We start from the raw sequence: 17,369 nt of genomic DNA, 5'->3' as shown, positions 1-17,369 counted from the left end.
TTATATCAAAATATAGTATTAAGAAATGCCTATTTAAGTAGCAATAACAAGTTTTTTGTCAAACATCAAACAGCCAGATGTGTTAAAATATATGTTAATAACTTTTTTACAGCGAAAAATAAAGCCCCACTTTTGACAGATAGGGCTCGGTTTATTTTCTATTTTACGATGAAATCGCGCTCAGCTTTGACCAAGTTGATAGTCTGTAAAAGTAAATTTTTAGTTTCATTTAGTATCCCGAGGTAAAGATTACTGTTTCGCGTTCCTGCTTCTCCATTCTTAATTCTCTTTATTTGTTTTTTTCGAGCCGAATTGAGCAGTTCCAAGGCTTGCTGTTGCTTTTTTATAATATCCGAAACTTCATCGTACGCTTGTTCATTAATAATGCGAGAAATATCACTAAACAGTTCAGAAACCTCATAGTTGATGGCTTTTAGTTCAACCACCTGATCCTTTAACAGCCCTTTGTGGTTGTTGTCAATATGGTCGAATGCTGGCTTTGTAATGTGGCTTAACGAGTGAGCAATTTCACGTAAATAGTCTATTACTTGAACATAGTAATGCCCTGTTTCAATGTAGTCGCTTTGAAGCTTATTAAGCGTGTTAAATACGTTATTTTTATAATGTTTGGCTTCTAAGTTTATCTCTTCGACATCCTGATTCACCTTTTTAAGTAACTTTCTGTCTTCTTTAGAAAGTCCATGAATTGTTTCGTTATAGACATGAACAACGTTACGCAAAGATTTATTGACTTCTTCTATACACCTTTCTACAATCGTTTCTTTCTTTAAAATCGTTTCTAAATCTTCATTTTTTGCATCGCTTTCTTTTTTGCTATGCAGCTTATTCGATTTAATGATAAAATAAAGGGCAACAAAAACCATTACAAATATTCCATACACTCCAGTCCAAGAAAGAAATAGAGCAACAATAAATGCGGCTGTAAATGCGATTAGCGCTGTAAATAGCCAGCCCGATATAACGGTAAGAACTCCAGTTACCCTATAAACGGCACTGTCCCTTCCCCAAGCTCGATCAGCAAGCGATGATGCCATTGCTACCATAAAAGTTACATATGTGGTAGAAAGAGGCAGCTTTAGCGATGTTGCAGAAGAAATTAGGATGCTGGCTACAGTTAGGTTTACCGACGCCCTCAGCATATCAAACGATGCGTTCTCCTTTATATTTACCTGTTGGTTCGTATTAAATCGCTTTTCGATAAATTTTTTGAGACCAGCAGGTAAAACTTTATTTATAGAATTATTGGCACTTATAACACCTCTTACTATATTTCTAGAGATATTATTGGATCCAAACTTCTCACCTCCTTCAGCATCCTGTCTTGCTAGGTTAATTTCTGTTTCTGTGACTGTTCGAGCCTTTTTTGAAAGCCAAAGCGTAATTGTCATTATGGTTCCAGCTATCAAAAGGTATACAAAACTGGCAGAAACAGGTTGGGCCAAATCGCCCATCATAAGCTCATTTGCAGGAATTCCAGAACTAGCAAATATTTGATAGGATTTAAGTCCGGCCATAAATACCCCTATGAAATTGACCAAATCATTTCCAGCAAAAGAAAGAGCTAAGGCAAACGTCCCTGCAAGAACAATATATCGCAGTAGGTTAAAGTTAAAAAAGGATATTAGCAGCTGAAATATAGAGGAAAGGCTAACAAACGAGATTAAAAGAATTAGTAACGTATTTGCCTTGATGTAGCTAATTGTATCTGCTGATACTACAGATGAATGAACAATACCCTTCATCACAATGAAATAGAGGATTGAAGTGAGCGCAATGCCACCCCATATTGATCCAATATACTTAAATATAGGCTTATAGTTGAAGCTGAATATTAATCGAGTAGCATACATCACAACTCCTCCAACCACAAAGGCAACTCCTATAGATATAAATATTCCAGAAATTATAGCCAGCGCTTTACCGGCATTTATGTACTGGTTCAAATCTGCAATACTTAAATCTGAGGAAAAGATTTTGACCATTGATACGGCAACCGCTGCACCCAAAAGTTCAAATACTAGCGAAACGGTGGTCGATGTAGGAAGTCCAAAAGTATTGTAAAAATCGAGAAGAATAACATCGGTAAGCATCACCGCTAAGAAAATGGTCATGATTTCCATTAGGTAAAATTGCTGAGGAAAAAAGACCCCCTTTCGGGCAACTTCCATCATTCCACCAGAAAAGATAGCGCCTATTACGATTCCCAACGATGCAATAATCATTATAACATAGCGTGGAGCTGCTTTAGAACCAATTGCCGAATTTAGAAAGTTTACGGCATCATTACTAACTCCAACTACAAGGTCTAACACAGACAATAGAAGGAGTATGAAAACAATAAAAATCAAAATATTATCCATCGTCAACTTTTGTTTGCGCAAAGTTACCTATTGAGGTTATTCGTATGTTAACTTAAAGCTAACAATGAATTACCTAAAAGTTAGAGGATTGATTTTGTAATATACAATTATTTAGAAATCTAGCATACATTAAAATAAGAATATGTACCATAAACGGACTCCGTTTTTGAGATACTTGGCTTTAAGTTGGTGGGAGCACAACTTCTCTTTACATAAAGCCAATATTAATAATAAATAAAAAAAGAAAGCCTTGAATTACTTCAAGGCTTTCTTTTTTATGTTGTAATTTAAAACACCTTAGCAGCATCTCGACCTGCTCTCAATGCTTTAAGATTTGCTTCCACAATCTCTTCTCCCTTTTTACCAAAAAGCGTACGAATTGCATCTTCAATAACTTCGAAAGGCATATTCAGGTAAGCAGATGCAGCTCCTAGCATTACCATATTTGAGGAGCGGGCAGAACCTGCTTCTTTTGCAATGGTATCTGCATCAATAGCAATCACATTTTTTTGAGCATTTAGTGATGCCATCAACGTTTCCTTCTCTGGGTAATTAGGGATGTTGATAAATGGCGTGGTGTTGGTTACAACCCATCCTGTCTTAGATAGATATGGAAGATAACGCAACGACTCCATTGGCTCTACAGAGATAATAATATCTGCTTTACCAATTGGAATTAAGTCAGATGCTATTTCCTTATCAGAAAGCCTTAAGTGAGACTGTACATCACCACCTCGCTGGCTCATACCATGCACTTCTGACTGCTTTAAATATAGGTTACTTTGTACGGCGGCAGTTCCAATTGCTGCAGCAATTGAAAGGATTCCTTGTCCGCCAACACCTGCTAGTATGATATCTGTTTTCATTTTCAATCAATTTTCAGTTTTGGCTTAATGCTATTCAGCTGCTTTACTTTTAATTTCAGCCTTTTTACGACGGGCTGCCGTTTGGATACATTCGCGTTGCGGAATTATCACAGAAACGCCCTTATAGGCTAACTCTTCTTTGATAATACGCATGTTCTCCTCGTGATTTTTCTTTAGAGGAATCATTACGCGAATATGATCTGGATGCACACCAAGTCCTTTGCAGATATCAACAATACGTCCATACGCATTAGAATCCTGACCTCCGGTCATTCCAGTTGTCGAATTATCCGAAATTACAACTGTAATAGGAGTGTTTTCAATAACAGCGTCTAGTAGGCCTGTCATACCAGAGTGGGTGAATGTAGAGTCCCCAATTACAGCAACAGCAGGCTGTAATCCTGCATCGGAAGCTCCTTTTGCCATAGTGATTGAGGCTCCCATGTCAACGCAGGTATTAATAGCATTGAATGGAGGTAAAGCGCCCAAAGTATAGCAGCCTATGTCAGCAAATACTCGGCCTTCCCCATATTCCGAAATAGCCTCGAGTAAGTCGGCATATACATCGCGGTGACCGCAACCTTGACATAGTGCAGGTGGTCGTGGCATCACAATTGAAGGTACAACAGAACCTTCTTCGACAGGCAAGCCAAGTGATTTGGCTACAATGGTTGGATTTAATTCTCCGTCACGAGGAAGTGTGCCATCTAACCTACCATGTATTGGCTTTCCTACAGCAAGGAAACCTTTTATCATTTCCTCAATAATTGGATAGCCTTCTTCAAGAATAAGTAGCTCCTCACACTCGTTGTATAATGTTTCAACCTGTTTACGAGGAAGTGGATACTGGCAAACCTTCAAAACAGGGTATGGAGATACTCCGTCGTAGTTTTCCATCAGATAATTATAGGCAATCCCCGTTGCAATAATACCTAACTTCTTATTCGCAGCATCAGTTAACTTGTTAAAGGTTGACTTTTCAGATTCCTTTTCCATTACCGCTTGAGACGAAAGAAGCGTTTTGTAGTTCTTACGTGCAATGGCGGGAAGAAGAACAAACTGACGAGGATCAGATGGCAACTTTAGCTCGTTTTGAGCTTTTTTCGATTTTGTTTCGACCCCTGCACGAGAGTGTGCCATACGAGTAGTAATGCGAATCATTACAGGAAGCTTAAGCGATTCGCTCAACTCGAATGCCGAGTAGGTCATATCGTATGCCTCTTGCTGATTTGATGGTTCTAAGATTGGAATCATCGCAAACTTAGCATAGAAGCGAGAGTCCTGCTCATTTTGAGAAGAGTGCATAGATGGATCGTCTGCCGAAACAACAATTAGGCCACCATTAACACCTGTAATGGAAGCATTCATAAAGCAGTCGGCTGCAACATTAAGTCCCACATGCTTAAAGCATACCATAGAACGTTTACCAGCATAGGACATGCCCAGAGCTGCTTCCATTGCTGTTTTTTCGTTGGTAGACCAAATGTTGTGAATGTTTTTTTCGCGAGCTTCTTTCGATGCTTGCATATACTCCATAATTTCGGTAGATGGTGTGCCAGGATAGGCGTAGATGCCAGACAATCCTCCATCAATTGCCCCTTGTGCAATGGCTTCATCACCGAGGAAAAGCTTTCTTTCCATATAATGATTAATGTTTTGTTTAGCTAACTAATGCTAGCAAATGTAGCATTATTTGGTCAAATCCAAACTAAAAGCACTAATTTTTATTTAAAAGTGTAAGTAAAGGTAAATGGATTAGTATAAGATTGTAGCTGTAATGCGCCTTGGTCCTCCGTAATTACGGAATTCACAGAGATATATACCTTGCCAAGTACCCAATTTCAGCTGCCAATTGCTAATAGGAAGCGTAATGCTAACCCCGAAAAGAGAGGATTTGATATGAGCAGGCATGTCATCGCCGCCCTCTGCTATATGTTTAAAATGAGGGTAAGAATCAGGCACTAGGTGCTTAACAAATGCTTCAAAATCCTCCCGCACACTAGGATCTGCATTTTCATTTATAGTTAATGCCGCAGAAGTATGTTGGATGAAAAGGTTAAGCAAACCTTCTTGAGGAAAATCTCCTTCAAGTAATTCTAGGATGTCTTTTGTAATAGGATGAAATCCTTGAGGATAGGGTTTTAACTTAAGCTCGCGCTGTATTACCATATCTAGTACATTTTACGAACGTACTGATGTACAAACTCAAAGCAATAGTTTTCTATTTCGTCTTGTATTTTGGCATAATTAGCATCAGTTTCCTTTTTGCTTGCGCCACTAATAGGACGCAGAAAAGGTTTAACCACGATTTGTGGAGCTCCATTAAATGAGAATGCTGTTAAATTGGTAGGTGTAAAAACAAATAGCACAAAATCATATGTTTCGTTGACAACAGATTCGAGTGTTTTGCTTGTTTGCTTCGAAATATCGATAATGGCCTGCGACATAGCGTGAGCTGCATTCAAATCAAGCGGACTTGCCACTACTCCAGCACTGGTAACCTCTGCATAGTTTTTGGTGTAATACCGCATCCAACCTTCGGCCATTTGGGAGCGACAGGCATTATCCTCTCCGACTATAAGTATCTTTTTCATGCTTAGGAAAAAACACCCTCCACAGAGGGATAAACGAGTTTAAAATAACCGAGGGTGATCTTGCTCTAACTTTTGAAGCATAGCCGTAATAATGGTTTCTCTAAAAAATTTCCCTCTGTTTTGTATTTTATACTTGTCAAAGAAAAATTCTACAGTACTCATTTCAGAACTATTAAAAACCATAGATTGGCGATAAATTCTTTTGCTACGCATGGAAATAGGTGTACCAAGCGTTCTTTTTCTCTCTAAGTTGTTAACAACAGCCATCTATATCGAGTTTTTATTGCAATTCGTTGATTATAGGACAAAGAAAGTTTTTTTACACCAATTATAAAAGAGTTTTCCACAAAGTTTTCCACAGGTTGTGAACATTTTTTGAAAAGCAACTGTAGGTCTCTTTTACAGAAAAAACGTCGCGTTACAAAAATCCTAAGCTGTAAGTCATTATTAACTAGCGATTAAATATAAAAATGGATGCAAAAAGGCAAGGATGCCTGCCTTAACATATGCAAGCAAAGGCTTCGGCAAGTTATTGCATATACTAGTTCTGCTATTGAATGATTGATATTCAACAACAACTTTATTTATCGTACTACTGATGATTATTGCTACAATCTCCTATAAATATAACCCAACTGCCTGCCTCATTTTTATTTAACAATGTGATTTTATCAATACAATCAACTACAACACAAATCTTGGAAAATATTCTTCAATGGCTCCATCTTCCTTATAAACACTTTCGGGATACTCGATATTCGCCAAAAATAATCCCTGAGGCGGAGCGGAAGTCCCTGCTAACGACCTATTCTTGCAGCTTATTATCTTGTCTAACTGCTCTGGAACAACTTTGCCTTTCCCAATATCTATAAGAGTCCCCATTATAGCTCTTACCATATTGCGCAAAAAGCGATCGGCTTTTATTACAAAAACATACTGATTAGGAGCATACTCAATCCATTCTGCAGCCTCTATTTTGCAGTTGTTCGTTTTTACATCGGTATGGAGCTTACTAAAGCTGGTAAAATCGGTATGATTAAATAGAGTTGGAATTGCGTTCTTAATATCATCTACATTTAAAACGCCCTTAAAATGATACGAAAACTCGTTTATGAACGAACTTTTACTGGTATGTATAAAATAGTTGTAAGTTCGTGAGATGGCATCGAAACGGGCATTTGTAGCATCGCTAACAGGCTTAATTGAATAGGCCGTAATATCAGTAGGAAGAATGCAATTAATTTTATGTATTATATAGGGATTGTCTGCTATGTCAACTTTCGATGAGTTGAAATGTGCAATAAAGTACGAAGCATGTACGAATGAATCAGTCCTACCTGCACCCAACGTTTCGATTTGCTCACGAAACAAGGTTGATAGTGCATGGTTCAACTTTTCCTGTACGGTAACTGCATTGGGCTGCACCTGCCAACCGTGGTATTGGGTGCCCTTGTAGGATATTCGTATAAAGTAGCGAGGCATTGACGTTTTATTTGCAAAGATAGTGGCTAATCTGCAGCAAAAATAGCCCCATCTATTCCTTTAACGGAATAATATATCTTCAAAATTAGACAGAATAGTAAGTTTTATGTGAACCTTTACTTCTTAGTTGATTGCACATCAATACATTTACAACCATAACTTAATGCATTACTTTGCTTTAACTATATTTAACTCCATTTCTAATCTATATGAGAATAATAAAAAAAGTAAGCCGTTATTTTAGATGCAACAAAACAGAGTAAAAACAAAACATTAATTCTTGTATGAGCGAAATTGTGAATATCAAGGAACTAAACGACAGAATTCAGCAAGAAAGTTCATTTGTTGACATCATCAACATGGAGATGAACAAGGTGATTGTAGGGCAAAAGCACCTTGTCGAAAGTTTGATGATTGGACTATTATCGGATGGTCACGTTCTGTTAGAAGGAGTGCCTGGTTTAGCAAAAACTCTTGCAATAAATACCCTAGCCAGCATTATTCAGGCAAAATTTAGCCGTATCCAGTTTACACCAGACTTACTACCAGCCGATCTTATTGGAACGATGATATACAGTCCTAAAAACGAAGAGTTTAATGTAAAAAAGGGACCTGTATTTGCCAACTTTATCCTAGCCGATGAAATCAACCGTTCTCCAGCAAAAGTTCAAAGTGCACTACTGGAAGCTATGCAGGAGCATCAGGTTACTATTGGAGATAGCACTTTTAAGCTTCCCGAGCCATTCCTCGTTTTGGCAACTCAAAACCCGCTGGAGCAGGAAGGAACCTATCCTCTTCCAGAAGCGCAGGTTGACCGCTTTATGCTTAAGGTAATCATCAAGTATCCAAAAAAAGAGGAAGAAAAGCTTATTATTCGTCAAAATATTATAGGTGAATTTCCACGTCCAACAGCAGTCCTAAAGCCTGAAGATATTATTCGAGCCAGAAAGGTAGTTCGTGATGTATACCTTGACGAAAAAATTGAGCGATACATTGTAGATATCGTTTTTGCAACTCGTGAACCCAACACCTACGGTTTAGGGAAATTCGAGAACATGATTTCATACGGCGGATCACCACGTGCCAGCATCAGCTTAGCATTAGCAGCAAAAGCGTATGCCTTTATTAAAAGACGCGGATACGTTATCCCTGAAGATATAAGAGCCGTAGCTCACGACGTGCTACGTCACCGTATTGGCTTAACCTATGAAGCTGAGGCTGAGAATATCACCTCCGAAGATATTATTACAGAAATACTCAATACTGTTGAAGTTCCATAGTTGCTACTGGAAGTTTAATTGATTAGCAAAAGGACTATTAAGTAAATGCATTAACAGACAGGTGTTTATAAAATTGTTGCATTTACTACTATTCCCAGTCATATACTTTCTAATACACTATTGTGGATTATGGAGACATCAGAACTACTAAAAAAGGTTCGAAAAATTGAGATAAAATCGCGTGGGTTATCGAATCAGATTTTTGCAGGAGAGTATCATAGCGCCTTTAAAGGGCGAGGTATGGCTTTTAGCGAAGTCCGCGAATACCGTTATGGCGATGATATTCGCAATATAGATTGGAATGTTTCTGCTCGATTTAACGAAACATACATCAAAGTATTTGAGGAAGAACGAGAGTTAACGGTAATGCTGCTTATTGATGTAAGCGGTTCAAGCCATTTTGGGACACAAGAGAAGTTCAAAAATGAGCTTACAGCCGAAATGGCCGCCGTATTGTCCTTTTCATCAATACTCAACAACGATAAGGTTGGCGTAATTCTATTTAGCGATAGAGTTGAGAAGTTTATTCCACCTCAGAAAGGGCGTAAGCATATCCTTAGAATAATTCGAGAAATTATCGAACTAAAGCCACAAAGCAATAAAACCAATATTGCCGAAGCACTTCGTTACTTAACAAATGCCGTTAAGAAGCGCTGTACGGCCTTTGTGCTTTCTGATTTTAATGATTTCGAAAAAAACTATGAGCCTCGCTTTGCCGATGCGCTCAAAATTGCAGGTAACAAGCATGATGTGGGAGCAATAATGATTTACGATCCCCGCGAGCTTGAAATTCCGAATGTTGGTTTACTTGAAGCCGTTGATGCAGAAACAGGCGAAGTTATTTGGGTTGATACCGCTTCAGCGGCAGTTAGAAAAGGCTATAGCGCATGGTGGAATGAGACGCAGATAACGCTCAATAATACTTTTGCCAAGGCTAAGGTGGACTGTGTACGCGTTGCTACGAACGAAGATTATGTTAAACCTTTGATTAAACTTTTCAAGCATCGGTAGGTATGAGCTTAAAAAATAACATTACCACTTTTGCAGCGACTTTCCTGCTTTTCATCGCAGGAGCATCCGCTCAGGATTTTAAGGTTCACCTTGATTCTTCCAAAATTCTGATTGGTAGCCAAACCGCTTTAAAGGTTGAGGTGCTGCTTAAAGAAGGTAAAAAAGTACGCTTCCCAAATTTACCAGATACGTTGCAACCAGGCCTAGAAGTAGTGGCACAATTTGCAACCGACACCTCAAAAGCTGAAAATGGTGCAATTTTGCTAACAAAGCGCTATATCCTGACATCCTTTGATTCTGGAAGCTATGTAATTCCTAGAATCCCAATCTTGTATTTTAATGGTTCAAATGTGGATACGCTACTTACGCAACCTATCTCACTAAAGGTAAATACGGTTGCTGTTGATAGCACAAAAAGACCATTGTATGGAATAAAAGCAAATATAAAGGCTCCATATACCTTTGAGGAAATTGCAATTGCTATCATAGCCATTCTGCTATTAATTGGTGCAATTGTAGGTATAGTTATGTACTTCAGAAAAAATAAGGAACAGCCCATATTTACCTTTAAAAAGAAAATAGTAGAACCAGCTCACGTTAAAGCTTTCAAGGAACTAGAGCAACTTCAGCGTAAAAAACTTTGGCAAAATGGACATGTAAAGGAATATTTTTCTGAGCTAACAGATATTCTTCGCAAGTACCTTGAAGAAAGAATGAATATCAATGCAATGGAAATGACCTCTTTTGAGATTATGGCTTCCTTAAAAGGGGCAGGCTACTCAAATAAAGTCCTTTTTGAACGACTTATGTCAACAATGAATACCTCAGACTTGGTAAAATTCGCCAAGTATACATCAGATCCTATAGAAAACGATCAGGCAACTAAATCCATTTACGATTTTATTGATGATACAAAGGCGGTTGTAACCGTTGATATGCAGAATAGTAGCGAAGAAATTTCATCTTCAGATAACAAATAAGAGAAATGGGAAGTTACATATTTCATAATCCGAATTTTTTCTACCTTTTGCTTATTTTACTACCATTGGTGGTATGGTATATCTGGAGAAATAGGCATTTTACACCCAAATTGACGGTTTCATCAATTGCTCCACTAAATATAGTGAAATCGTCTACCCGACGTAGGCTTCGCCACATTCCTTTTGTGCTACGATGTATTGCTTTTGCTTTGATTATAATTGCATTAGCACGACCTCAATCGACTCAAAGCAAGGACAACGTATCTACAGAAGGCATTGATATTGTTTTGTCAATGGATATATCCAGCAGTATGCTTGCTCAGGACTTCCGTCCGGACCGTATCTCTGCTGCAAAAGATGTTGCAATACAGTTTATCAACGATCGACCTAACGATCGAATTGGAATGGTTGTTTTTTCGGGTGAAAGTTTCACCCAATCGCCATTAACTACAGATCATGCTGCGCTAATTAATTTAATTAGAGATGTTAAAAGCGGGATGCTTGAAGATGGAACTGCAATCGGAAATGGATTGGCAACCTCTGTTGCCCGTTTAAAAGAGAGTAAAGCGAAAAGCAAAATTGTTATTTTGATGACCGATGGAGAAAATAACATGGGAGAAGTGGCGCCTCTAACTGCTGCAGAAATTGCAAAAACATTTGGTATTAGGGTGTATACAATTGGGGTTGGAACTCGTGGTCGAGCGTTGGCTCCTGTTTCTAACGGCTTTGGCATCCAAATGGCGTATGTAGATGTAAAAATAGACGAAGATTTGCTGCGTAAGATATCAAAAACTACAGGAGGAGAGTATTTTAGAGCCACAGACAACACGAAACTTCAGGAAATTTACAACAAAATTAACGAGCTCGAGCGTACTAAGTTTCAGGTTGATCGCTTTACAAAACGAAGTGAAGAGTTTTCTCTTTTTGCGCTGCTTGCAATTATTACCCTGCTTGCAGAAGTACTGTTTAGATACCTAATTTTAAGACGCATCCCTTAAAACGTATTCAAATGTTCAGATTTGCAGAACCTGTATATCTTTATTTACTATTCGTAATACCGATTTTGGTAGTACTCTACTACTTTTATGCGCGTATGCGGCGTAAAAACATGGAGAAATATGGCCAGCATAGCATCGTTATAATGCTAGCTCCAAATGTTTCAACTAAAAGGATGATGCTGAAATTCATTCTACTATGCCTTGCCTATGCTTTCCTTGTCTTGTCGCTATCTCGACCACAATTTGGTTCTAAAATAAAAGAAGTCAAAACTAATGGAGTTGAGATTGTTGTTGCACTCGACGTCTCGAATAGCATGTTGGCAGACGATTTAAAACCAGATCGGTTATCTACTGCAAAGTTAGCGCTATCGCGTTTGGTTGATAGGTTAAGAGATGACAGGCTTGGATTGGTTGTATTTGCAGGTGATGCCTATACGCAGTTGCCAATAACATCCGATTTTGTATCGGCCAAAATGTTTTTCAGCTCAATTAATCCAAATTTGGTTCCGCAACAAGGAACCGCATTAGGTAAAGCCATTGAATTGGGTGTAAAATCCTTTTCTAGTACTTCCAAAAACTCGCGTGTTCTAATCGTAATTTCAGATGGAGAAAACCACGAGGATGATCCTATAGCAGCTGCAGAATTGGCAAAAAAAGAAGGTATCAGAATTTATACAGTAGGAGTTGGGCAGCCTCAAGGATCGCCAATTCCCACAAATAGCGGCTATTTAAAGGATAAAGATGGAAACATTGTCATAACCCGGCTAGACGAACAAACTCTCCAAAAGGTAGCCGAAGCTGCTGGTGGAAAATATATCCACGCTACAAGCGCTAACTTTGGTTTAAGCAGCATATTAGATGATGTTCGAAAAATGGATAAAATGGAGTTAAAGTCTTACGTATACGAAGATTACGATGAGCAGTTTCAGCTTTTGCTGTTAGCTTCTCTACTCATTCTCCTGCTAGATTCCATTATTGTTCAAACCAAGAACATTTGGTTAAGCAAAATCGATATTTTTAAAAGTAAGTAGAAGGCTATGATGAAATATTACTTTATAATTACGCTTTTATTCGTTTCTTTATCTTCTTTTGGGCAAGTTCGAAAACTTGTTAGAAAGGGTAATAAAGAGTTTGATAAAGGCAATTTCAAACAGGCAGAACTTAACTTTCGCCAAGCTCAGGCTGCGGATACTGCATCAGGAGATGTTACCTATAATATAGGTAATGCCCTATATATGCAAAAGAAATATCAGGAGTCAATGAATGCCTACCAACATAGCATTAGCCAGAATAAAGAACCTGGTAGGTTGGCCATAAATTTGCATAATGCGGGTAATGCTTTATTTAAAATGCAGAACTACAAGGAGAGTATAGAAGCCTACAAAAAGGCATTACGAATAAATCCTACTGACAGCGAAACGAGATATAACCTAGCACTCGCACAACAAAAATTGAAAGACCAACAGAAAAAGGATAATAATAAAAATAAGAATCAAGATAAAAATAAGGATAAAAACAAAGACAAGAATAAAGACCAAAATAAAAAGAATGACAAAAAAGACCAGAACAAAGACAAGGATAACAAAGATAATAAGAATAATAAGGACCAAAATAAGCAGCAGCAAAAGCAACCTCAGCCTAAAATTTCTAAAGAGGATGCTCAACGAATGTTGGATGCTTTACAAACAAGTGAAAATGGGGCTCAAGAGCGTGTAAAGGCCCAAAGAGTGAAAGCTCGCACAAGAAAAATTGACAAAAACTGGTAGAAATCATATATATATATGAAGCGCATTTTTTCAATATTAACTTTAATCGGCTTTGCAATTGTAGGCTTTGCTCAAAATGTTACGCTTGTTGCAAAAGCCCCAAGAGTTGTATCAGTTGGTGAACAGTTTCAGCTCAAATACGAGATGAACGTTGCTCCAGATGATTTTAACAATCCGGACATTAGAAATTTTGATGTTTTGGCTGGTCCAAATATGTCACAGTTTAGAAGTACCAGCATTATCAATGGTCAGGTCACTTCATCCTCATCTATAACCTATACCTACATTTTGGAAGCTGGAAAAGAAGGTAAATTTTCCATTCCAGCAGCAAGTATTCGGGTTAATGGGCGTACATATACCTCAAATAGCCTTGCTATTGAAGTCGTAAAAGGGGATGCGCATAGCACTACCTCGAGAGGTAGTGCTCCAAGAGAAACATCTTCAGGACAAACGAAGGGAGATATTTTCTTAAAAATGGAAGTCAACAAAACCTCTCTATATAGAGGTGAATTTTTGATTGCCACGTTAAAGTTATATAGCAGAGTTGATATCGATGGTCTTGGAGATCCTAAATTTCCATCGTTTAATGGATTTTGGAACCAAGTTGTTGAAGACAGCGACTTGAAGCTAAATTTTAGTAGAGAGAAATACAACAACAAGGTATACGAATCTGCGGTGATACGTAGGTACGTTCTTTTCCCACAGCAAGTTGGAAAATTAACCATAGATCCCTTCCAACTATCTGCTTCAATAGTAGAGCGTGTTGCCCCTCAAAGTGCTTTTGATGCCTTTTTTGGAGGAGGAGGAACTCTTGTTCGAAAAAGACTATCAAGTCCTGCTATTTCTATAAATGTTCGCGAATTACCATCAGGTGCTCCTGCTTCTTTTAACGGTGCGATTGGAGCATATAGCATTTCGGCTTCTGCTTCTAAAGTAAAAATGCGAGCAAATGACGCCGCAAATCTAGTGGTAAAAATCTCAGGTACTGGCAACGTTAAGCTATTGGAAACTCCTAAAGTGTCTTTTCCTGCAGATTTTGAAACATTTGATGCAAAAATTAGCGATAATGTTAAAACAACAGCCGCAGGTTCGAGTGGAACAAAAACTTTCGAATTCTCATTTATTCCTCGAAGTGCTGGAAAATATACAATTCCTGCATTAGAGTTTTCGTTCTTTGATTCCCGAACGAACTCATACAGAACAGTTAAATCTGAACCTATTAGTATTGAAGTTGATCCTGATCCGACAGGTGGTTCTGGCAGTTCTCTTCAAGGAGGAAGCACAAAAGAATCTATAAAAATGCTCGGTAACGATATTGCTTACATAAAAGTGGGAAATACATCCTTTACTCCAAAGGGAACCTACTTCTTTAATACAGCAAGTTATTGGCTAATCTTAATTCTTATACTAATTGTAACTGTTGCAGTGTTCTTATTTCTTCAAAAAAAGGAACGGGAGAACTCTGATTTACGCTTTATCAAAAATAAACGAGCAAATAAGGTAGCCCACCAACGATTAAAAAAAGCTGAAATTCTTATTAAATCAGGTGATACTCATGGTTTTTATGAAGAAATGTTGAAAGCACTTTGGGGCTATTTAAGCGACAAGTTGGCTATTTCTGTTTCCGATTTATCGAAAGAAAGAGCAAGTGAGTTGCTCAAAAATAGGGGGGCTAACGAAGAGACCATTGCAGAACTTATGCAAATAATCGAAGAGTGCGAGTTTGCCCGTTATGCACCAAGTGGACAAGGAGAGGAAAAATCAGATCGATTTAATCTTGCCATAGAATTGATTAGCAAGTTGGAACAATTAAAAAAGTAGCCATGAAAAGATATTTATTAATCGTTATATCATTGCTATTGGGCACAAATTTTGTGTCAGCTCAAGTTTATGAGCAAACTTTTGAAGAGGGAAATAAGCTTTATGCTGAGGCTAACTTTAAGGCTGCAGCCTCTCAGTATCAAAAAATTGTAGATGCAGGATATGCATCTAGCAAACTTTTTTACAATTTGGGGAATGCATACTACAAGCAAAAACAGTATGCAAAAGCAATCCTTTATTTTGAAAAAGCGTATGTGCTCAATCCTTCTGATTCTCAAATAAAGCATAACCTAGAATTTACACGTCTTCAAACAAGAGACAAAATTGAAGCGATACCTTCATTTTTTATAAAAGAATGGGCTGATGGAATTCGTAATTTGCTAAGCGCGAATGGATGGTCTTGGCTTAGCTTAGCATCCCTTCTATCTGCAGGAATTCTCTTCATACTATATCGATTTACAGGGACGATATTTTTAAAAAAAATCTACTTTTCCCTATCATGCTTCTTTGTATTAGTGCTAATTGTAGCCATCTGGAATGCAAACTCAAAAACTCAAAGCATTCGATACCCAAATTCAGCTATTGTAATGGCACCTGTTGTTGTTGTTAAAAGTTCTCCAGATCAATCTGGAAAAGAGTTGTATGTAATTCATGAAGGCACAAAAATTACGCTAACAGACACACCTTCAGTTCCAGGTTGGAGAGAAATCAAAATTGCAGACGGAAATGTAGGGTGGGTTCAAAACAGCACATTCGAAGTTATTTAAGACAAGATTCGTCTATATCTCAAAAGTAAAAGCGGCCAATAATGGTCGCTTTTACTTTTTTAGGCGTAAACATTTCTTAAAGGTTAATGTTAATAGTACAGTTTTCATGTAATACTCCTTTGGGAGTTAGTCAAAATTTAAAAAAGCACTAAAATGAAACCAATACTATTCTTGTTGGCACTCATCGTCCCTTCACTTGCGATGTCGCAAGGGAAAAACTTTTTCAGCTTCACCGTAACTTCAATTGATGGCGAAAAAGTGAGCTTATCTGAATTTAAAGGTAAGAAAGTACTAGTTGTAAACGTAGCGTCTAAATGTGGCTTAACCCCTCAATACGAGGACTTGGAAGCTCTTTATGAAAAATACAAAGATCAGAATTTTGTTGTTATCGGTTTTCCTGCTAATAATTTTATGGGACAAGAGCCTGGTACAGATCAAGAAATTAAGAGTTTTTGCACATCAAAATTTAATGTTAGCTTTCCAATGATGTCGAAGATTTCTGTAAAAGGGAAGGATATAGCACCACTATATAAATGGCTAACAGAAAAAGCTGAAAACGGTAAATTTGATGCAGAAGTCCAGTGGAATTTCCAAAAATTCATGATAGACGAGAAAGGAAACTTAGTAGACTTTGTCGGACCTAGACAAAAGCCTAATTGCGAAAAGATCACAAATTGGATTGAAGAAAAATAAGGTGAATGGAAAGCAAATTGTGATAAAAAAGCAGCATTTATAGGGCAAAATCCATTGGTTTAAGAAAAAAAGCACCTATATTCGAAAATAGTCAAATTTATTTAGAATGGACGTTTTAACCAATGATCCCTTATATACATACCTGCTTCTGCCGCTATTGATCTTCATTGCTAGAATATGTGATGTAACATTCGGGACTATTCGAATAATCCTTGTTTCGAAAGGAGTTAAAAGTATTGCACCATTCTTGGGTTTTGCCGAAGTTTTTATTTGGATTCTCGCAATAAGCCAAATAATGGCAAATTTGAATAATTGGATTTGCTATATTGCATATGCATCTGGTTTTGCAACAGGAAATTATGTGGGAATGATTCTTGAAGAAAAGTTGGCAATGGGAACACTTATTCTTCGAATAATGATCCCGAACTCGGCAGAAGAACTTGTTAAAGATCTAAATAATAATAGCTTTGGGACAACAAATGTTCATGCAGACGGTTCTTTGGGCCGCGTTGATCTAGTTTATACAATTGTCAATCGAAAAGATTTGGCAAAAGTCGAGGCGATAATAAAAGGATATAACCCAAATGCCTTTTATACTATAGAAGAAGTGAAAAAAGTAAATAAAGGCATTTTCCCAAAAAAAGAAGGAACAGGACAGCTCCTTGACAGATGGAGATTGGGACGGTAAATATCCGCAAAGGTGTAATAATTTACCATTTCAGCGTAAAGT

17 protein-coding genes are annotated in these 17,369 nt (G+C 37.7%); 10 read left to right on the top strand and 7 right to left on the bottom strand.

Features of this window, described 5'->3' with window-relative positions; genetic code table 11:
* Window positions 1-158: 158 nt before the first annotated feature.
* From L990_RS14040 to truA, 7 genes are all read right to left on the bottom strand, one after another.
* Complete coding sequence (locus L990_RS14040) at window positions 159-2,381, bottom strand: inorganic phosphate transporter (protein WP_047450644.1); 2,223 nt, start codon at window positions 2,379-2,381, stop codon at window positions 159-161.
* Between the two features lie 287 nt (window positions 2,382-2,668).
* Window positions 2,669-3,247, bottom strand: coding sequence for an indolepyruvate oxidoreductase subunit beta (locus tag L990_RS14035; protein WP_047450640.1), 579 nt, complete (start codon window positions 3,245-3,247; stop codon window positions 2,669-2,671).
* 30 nt (window positions 3,248-3,277) lie between these two features.
* Window positions 3,278-4,888, bottom strand: a complete 1,611-nt coding sequence (locus L990_RS14030; protein ID WP_047450638.1) for a thiamine pyrophosphate-dependent enzyme — start codon at window positions 4,886-4,888, stop codon at window positions 3,278-3,280.
* 114 nt (window positions 4,889-5,002) lie between these two features.
* The gene (locus L990_RS14025; protein ID WP_047450634.1) at window positions 5,003-5,416 is read right to left on the bottom strand and encodes a secondary thiamine-phosphate synthase enzyme YjbQ; all 414 of its coding nucleotides are present in this window, start codon (window positions 5,414-5,416) and stop codon (window positions 5,003-5,005) included.
* Window positions 5,417-5,418: 2 nt separating this feature from the next.
* Window positions 5,419-5,841 carry a low molecular weight phosphatase family protein gene (locus L990_RS19375; RefSeq protein WP_052181035.1) on the bottom strand — a complete coding sequence of 141 codons (423 nt, stop codon included), beginning with the start codon at window positions 5,839-5,841 and terminating at the stop codon, window positions 5,419-5,421.
* Window positions 5,842-5,880: 39 nt separating this feature from the next.
* Entirely contained in the window at window positions 5,881-6,108 is a 228-nt protein-coding gene (locus tag L990_RS14015; RefSeq protein ID WP_047450631.1) for a hypothetical protein, read from the bottom strand.
* A 417-nt stretch (window positions 6,109-6,525) separates the two neighbouring features.
* Window positions 6,526-7,323 carry a tRNA pseudouridine(38-40) synthase TruA gene (gene truA / locus L990_RS14010; protein WP_052181034.1) on the bottom strand — a complete coding sequence of 266 codons (798 nt, stop codon included), beginning with the start codon at window positions 7,321-7,323 and terminating at the stop codon, window positions 6,526-6,528.
* Between the two features lie 284 nt (window positions 7,324-7,607).
* On the opposite strand from truA, the gene L990_RS14005 reads away from it, so the two are divergent.
* From L990_RS14005 to L990_RS13960, 10 genes are all read left to right on the top strand, one after another.
* The gene (locus L990_RS14005; protein WP_047450629.1) at window positions 7,608-8,603 is read left to right on the top strand and encodes an AAA family ATPase; all 996 of its coding nucleotides are present in this window, start codon (window positions 7,608-7,610) and stop codon (window positions 8,601-8,603) included.
* Between the two features lie 129 nt (window positions 8,604-8,732).
* Entirely contained in the window at window positions 8,733-9,614 is an 882-nt protein-coding gene (locus L990_RS14000; protein ID WP_047450626.1) for a DUF58 domain-containing protein, read from the top strand.
* A 2-nt stretch (window positions 9,615-9,616) separates the two neighbouring features.
* The gene (locus L990_RS13995) at window positions 9,617-10,594 is read left to right on the top strand and encodes a hypothetical protein (protein WP_047450623.1); all 978 of its coding nucleotides are present in this window, start codon (window positions 9,617-9,619) and stop codon (window positions 10,592-10,594) included.
* A gap of 5 nt (window positions 10,595-10,599) precedes the next feature.
* The gene (locus L990_RS13990; RefSeq protein WP_047450621.1) at window positions 10,600-11,592 is read left to right on the top strand and encodes a vWA domain-containing protein; all 993 of its coding nucleotides are present in this window, start codon (window positions 10,600-10,602) and stop codon (window positions 11,590-11,592) included.
* Between the two features lie 11 nt (window positions 11,593-11,603).
* Window positions 11,604-12,623 carry a vWA domain-containing protein gene (locus tag L990_RS13985; protein ID WP_047450619.1) on the top strand — a complete coding sequence of 340 codons (1,020 nt, stop codon included), beginning with the start codon at window positions 11,604-11,606 and terminating at the stop codon, window positions 12,621-12,623.
* A gap of 6 nt (window positions 12,624-12,629) precedes the next feature.
* Complete coding sequence (locus L990_RS13980) at window positions 12,630-13,358, top strand: tetratricopeptide repeat protein (RefSeq protein WP_047450616.1); 729 nt, start codon at window positions 12,630-12,632, stop codon at window positions 13,356-13,358.
* 15 nt (window positions 13,359-13,373) lie between these two features.
* A complete protein-coding gene (locus L990_RS13975; RefSeq protein ID WP_047450613.1) occupies window positions 13,374-15,179 on the top strand; it encodes a BatD family protein in 1,806 nt (601 codons plus the stop codon).
* A 2-nt stretch (window positions 15,180-15,181) separates the two neighbouring features.
* Window positions 15,182-15,946 (top strand): tetratricopeptide repeat protein, encoded by a 765-nt coding sequence (locus L990_RS13970; protein WP_052181033.1) that lies wholly within the window; start codon window positions 15,182-15,184, stop codon window positions 15,944-15,946.
* Window positions 15,947-16,099: 153 nt separating this feature from the next.
* The gene (locus L990_RS13965) at window positions 16,100-16,639 is read left to right on the top strand and encodes a glutathione peroxidase (protein WP_047450610.1); all 540 of its coding nucleotides are present in this window, start codon (window positions 16,100-16,102) and stop codon (window positions 16,637-16,639) included.
* A 106-nt stretch (window positions 16,640-16,745) separates the two neighbouring features.
* A complete protein-coding gene (locus L990_RS13960) occupies window positions 16,746-17,327 on the top strand; it encodes a DUF2179 domain-containing protein (RefSeq protein ID WP_047450607.1) in 582 nt (193 codons plus the stop codon).
* Window positions 17,328-17,369: the final 42 nt, after the last annotated feature.

Origin of the sequence: Alistipes sp. ZOR0009, assembly GCF_000798815.1 — a bacterium.
Classification (GTDB): Bacteria; Bacteroidota; Bacteroidia; order Bacteroidales; family ZOR0009; genus Acetobacteroides.
This window is presented reverse-complemented; position numbering and strand designations above follow the sequence as displayed.

What these genes read in the sequence shown, in the direction of transcription:
- L990_RS14040 (WP_047450644.1), bottom strand. Translation starts at nt 2,381, where the DNA reads ATGGATAATATTTTGATTTTTATTGTTTTCATACTCCTTCTATTGTCT.
- L990_RS14035 (WP_047450640.1), bottom strand. Translation starts at nt 3,247, where the DNA reads ATGAAAACAGATATCATACTAGCAGGTGTTGGCGGACAAGGAATCCTT.
- L990_RS14030 (WP_047450638.1), bottom strand. Translation starts at nt 4,888, where the DNA reads ATGGAAAGAAAGCTTTTCCTCGGTGATGAAGCCATTGCACAAGGGGCA.
- L990_RS14025 (WP_047450634.1), bottom strand. Translation starts at nt 5,416, where the DNA reads ATGGTAATACAGCGCGAGCTTAAGTTAAAACCCTATCCTCAAGGATTT.
- L990_RS19375 (WP_052181035.1), bottom strand. Translation starts at nt 5,841, where the DNA reads ATGAAAAAGATACTTATAGTCGGAGAGGATAATGCCTGTCGCTCCCAA.
- L990_RS14015 (WP_047450631.1), bottom strand. Translation starts at nt 6,108, where the DNA reads ATGGCTGTTGTTAACAACTTAGAGAGAAAAAGAACGCTTGGTACACCT.
- truA (WP_052181034.1), bottom strand. Translation starts at nt 7,323, where the DNA reads ATGCCTCGCTACTTTATACGAATATCCTACAAGGGCACCCAATACCAC.
- L990_RS14005 (WP_047450629.1), top strand. Translation starts at nt 7,608, where the DNA reads ATGAGCGAAATTGTGAATATCAAGGAACTAAACGACAGAATTCAGCAA.
- L990_RS14000 (WP_047450626.1), top strand. Translation starts at nt 8,733, where the DNA reads ATGGAGACATCAGAACTACTAAAAAAGGTTCGAAAAATTGAGATAAAA.
- L990_RS13995 (WP_047450623.1), top strand. Translation starts at nt 9,617, where the DNA reads ATGAGCTTAAAAAATAACATTACCACTTTTGCAGCGACTTTCCTGCTT.
- L990_RS13990 (WP_047450621.1), top strand. Translation starts at nt 10,600, where the DNA reads ATGGGAAGTTACATATTTCATAATCCGAATTTTTTCTACCTTTTGCTT.
- L990_RS13985 (WP_047450619.1), top strand. Translation starts at nt 11,604, where the DNA reads ATGTTCAGATTTGCAGAACCTGTATATCTTTATTTACTATTCGTAATA.
- L990_RS13980 (WP_047450616.1), top strand. Translation starts at nt 12,630, where the DNA reads ATGATGAAATATTACTTTATAATTACGCTTTTATTCGTTTCTTTATCT.
- L990_RS13975 (WP_047450613.1), top strand. Translation starts at nt 13,374, where the DNA reads ATGAAGCGCATTTTTTCAATATTAACTTTAATCGGCTTTGCAATTGTA.
- L990_RS13970 (WP_052181033.1), top strand. Translation starts at nt 15,182, where the DNA reads ATGAAAAGATATTTATTAATCGTTATATCATTGCTATTGGGCACAAAT.
- L990_RS13965 (WP_047450610.1), top strand. Translation starts at nt 16,100, where the DNA reads ATGAAACCAATACTATTCTTGTTGGCACTCATCGTCCCTTCACTTGCG.
- L990_RS13960 (WP_047450607.1), top strand. Translation starts at nt 16,746, where the DNA reads ATGGACGTTTTAACCAATGATCCCTTATATACATACCTGCTTCTGCCG.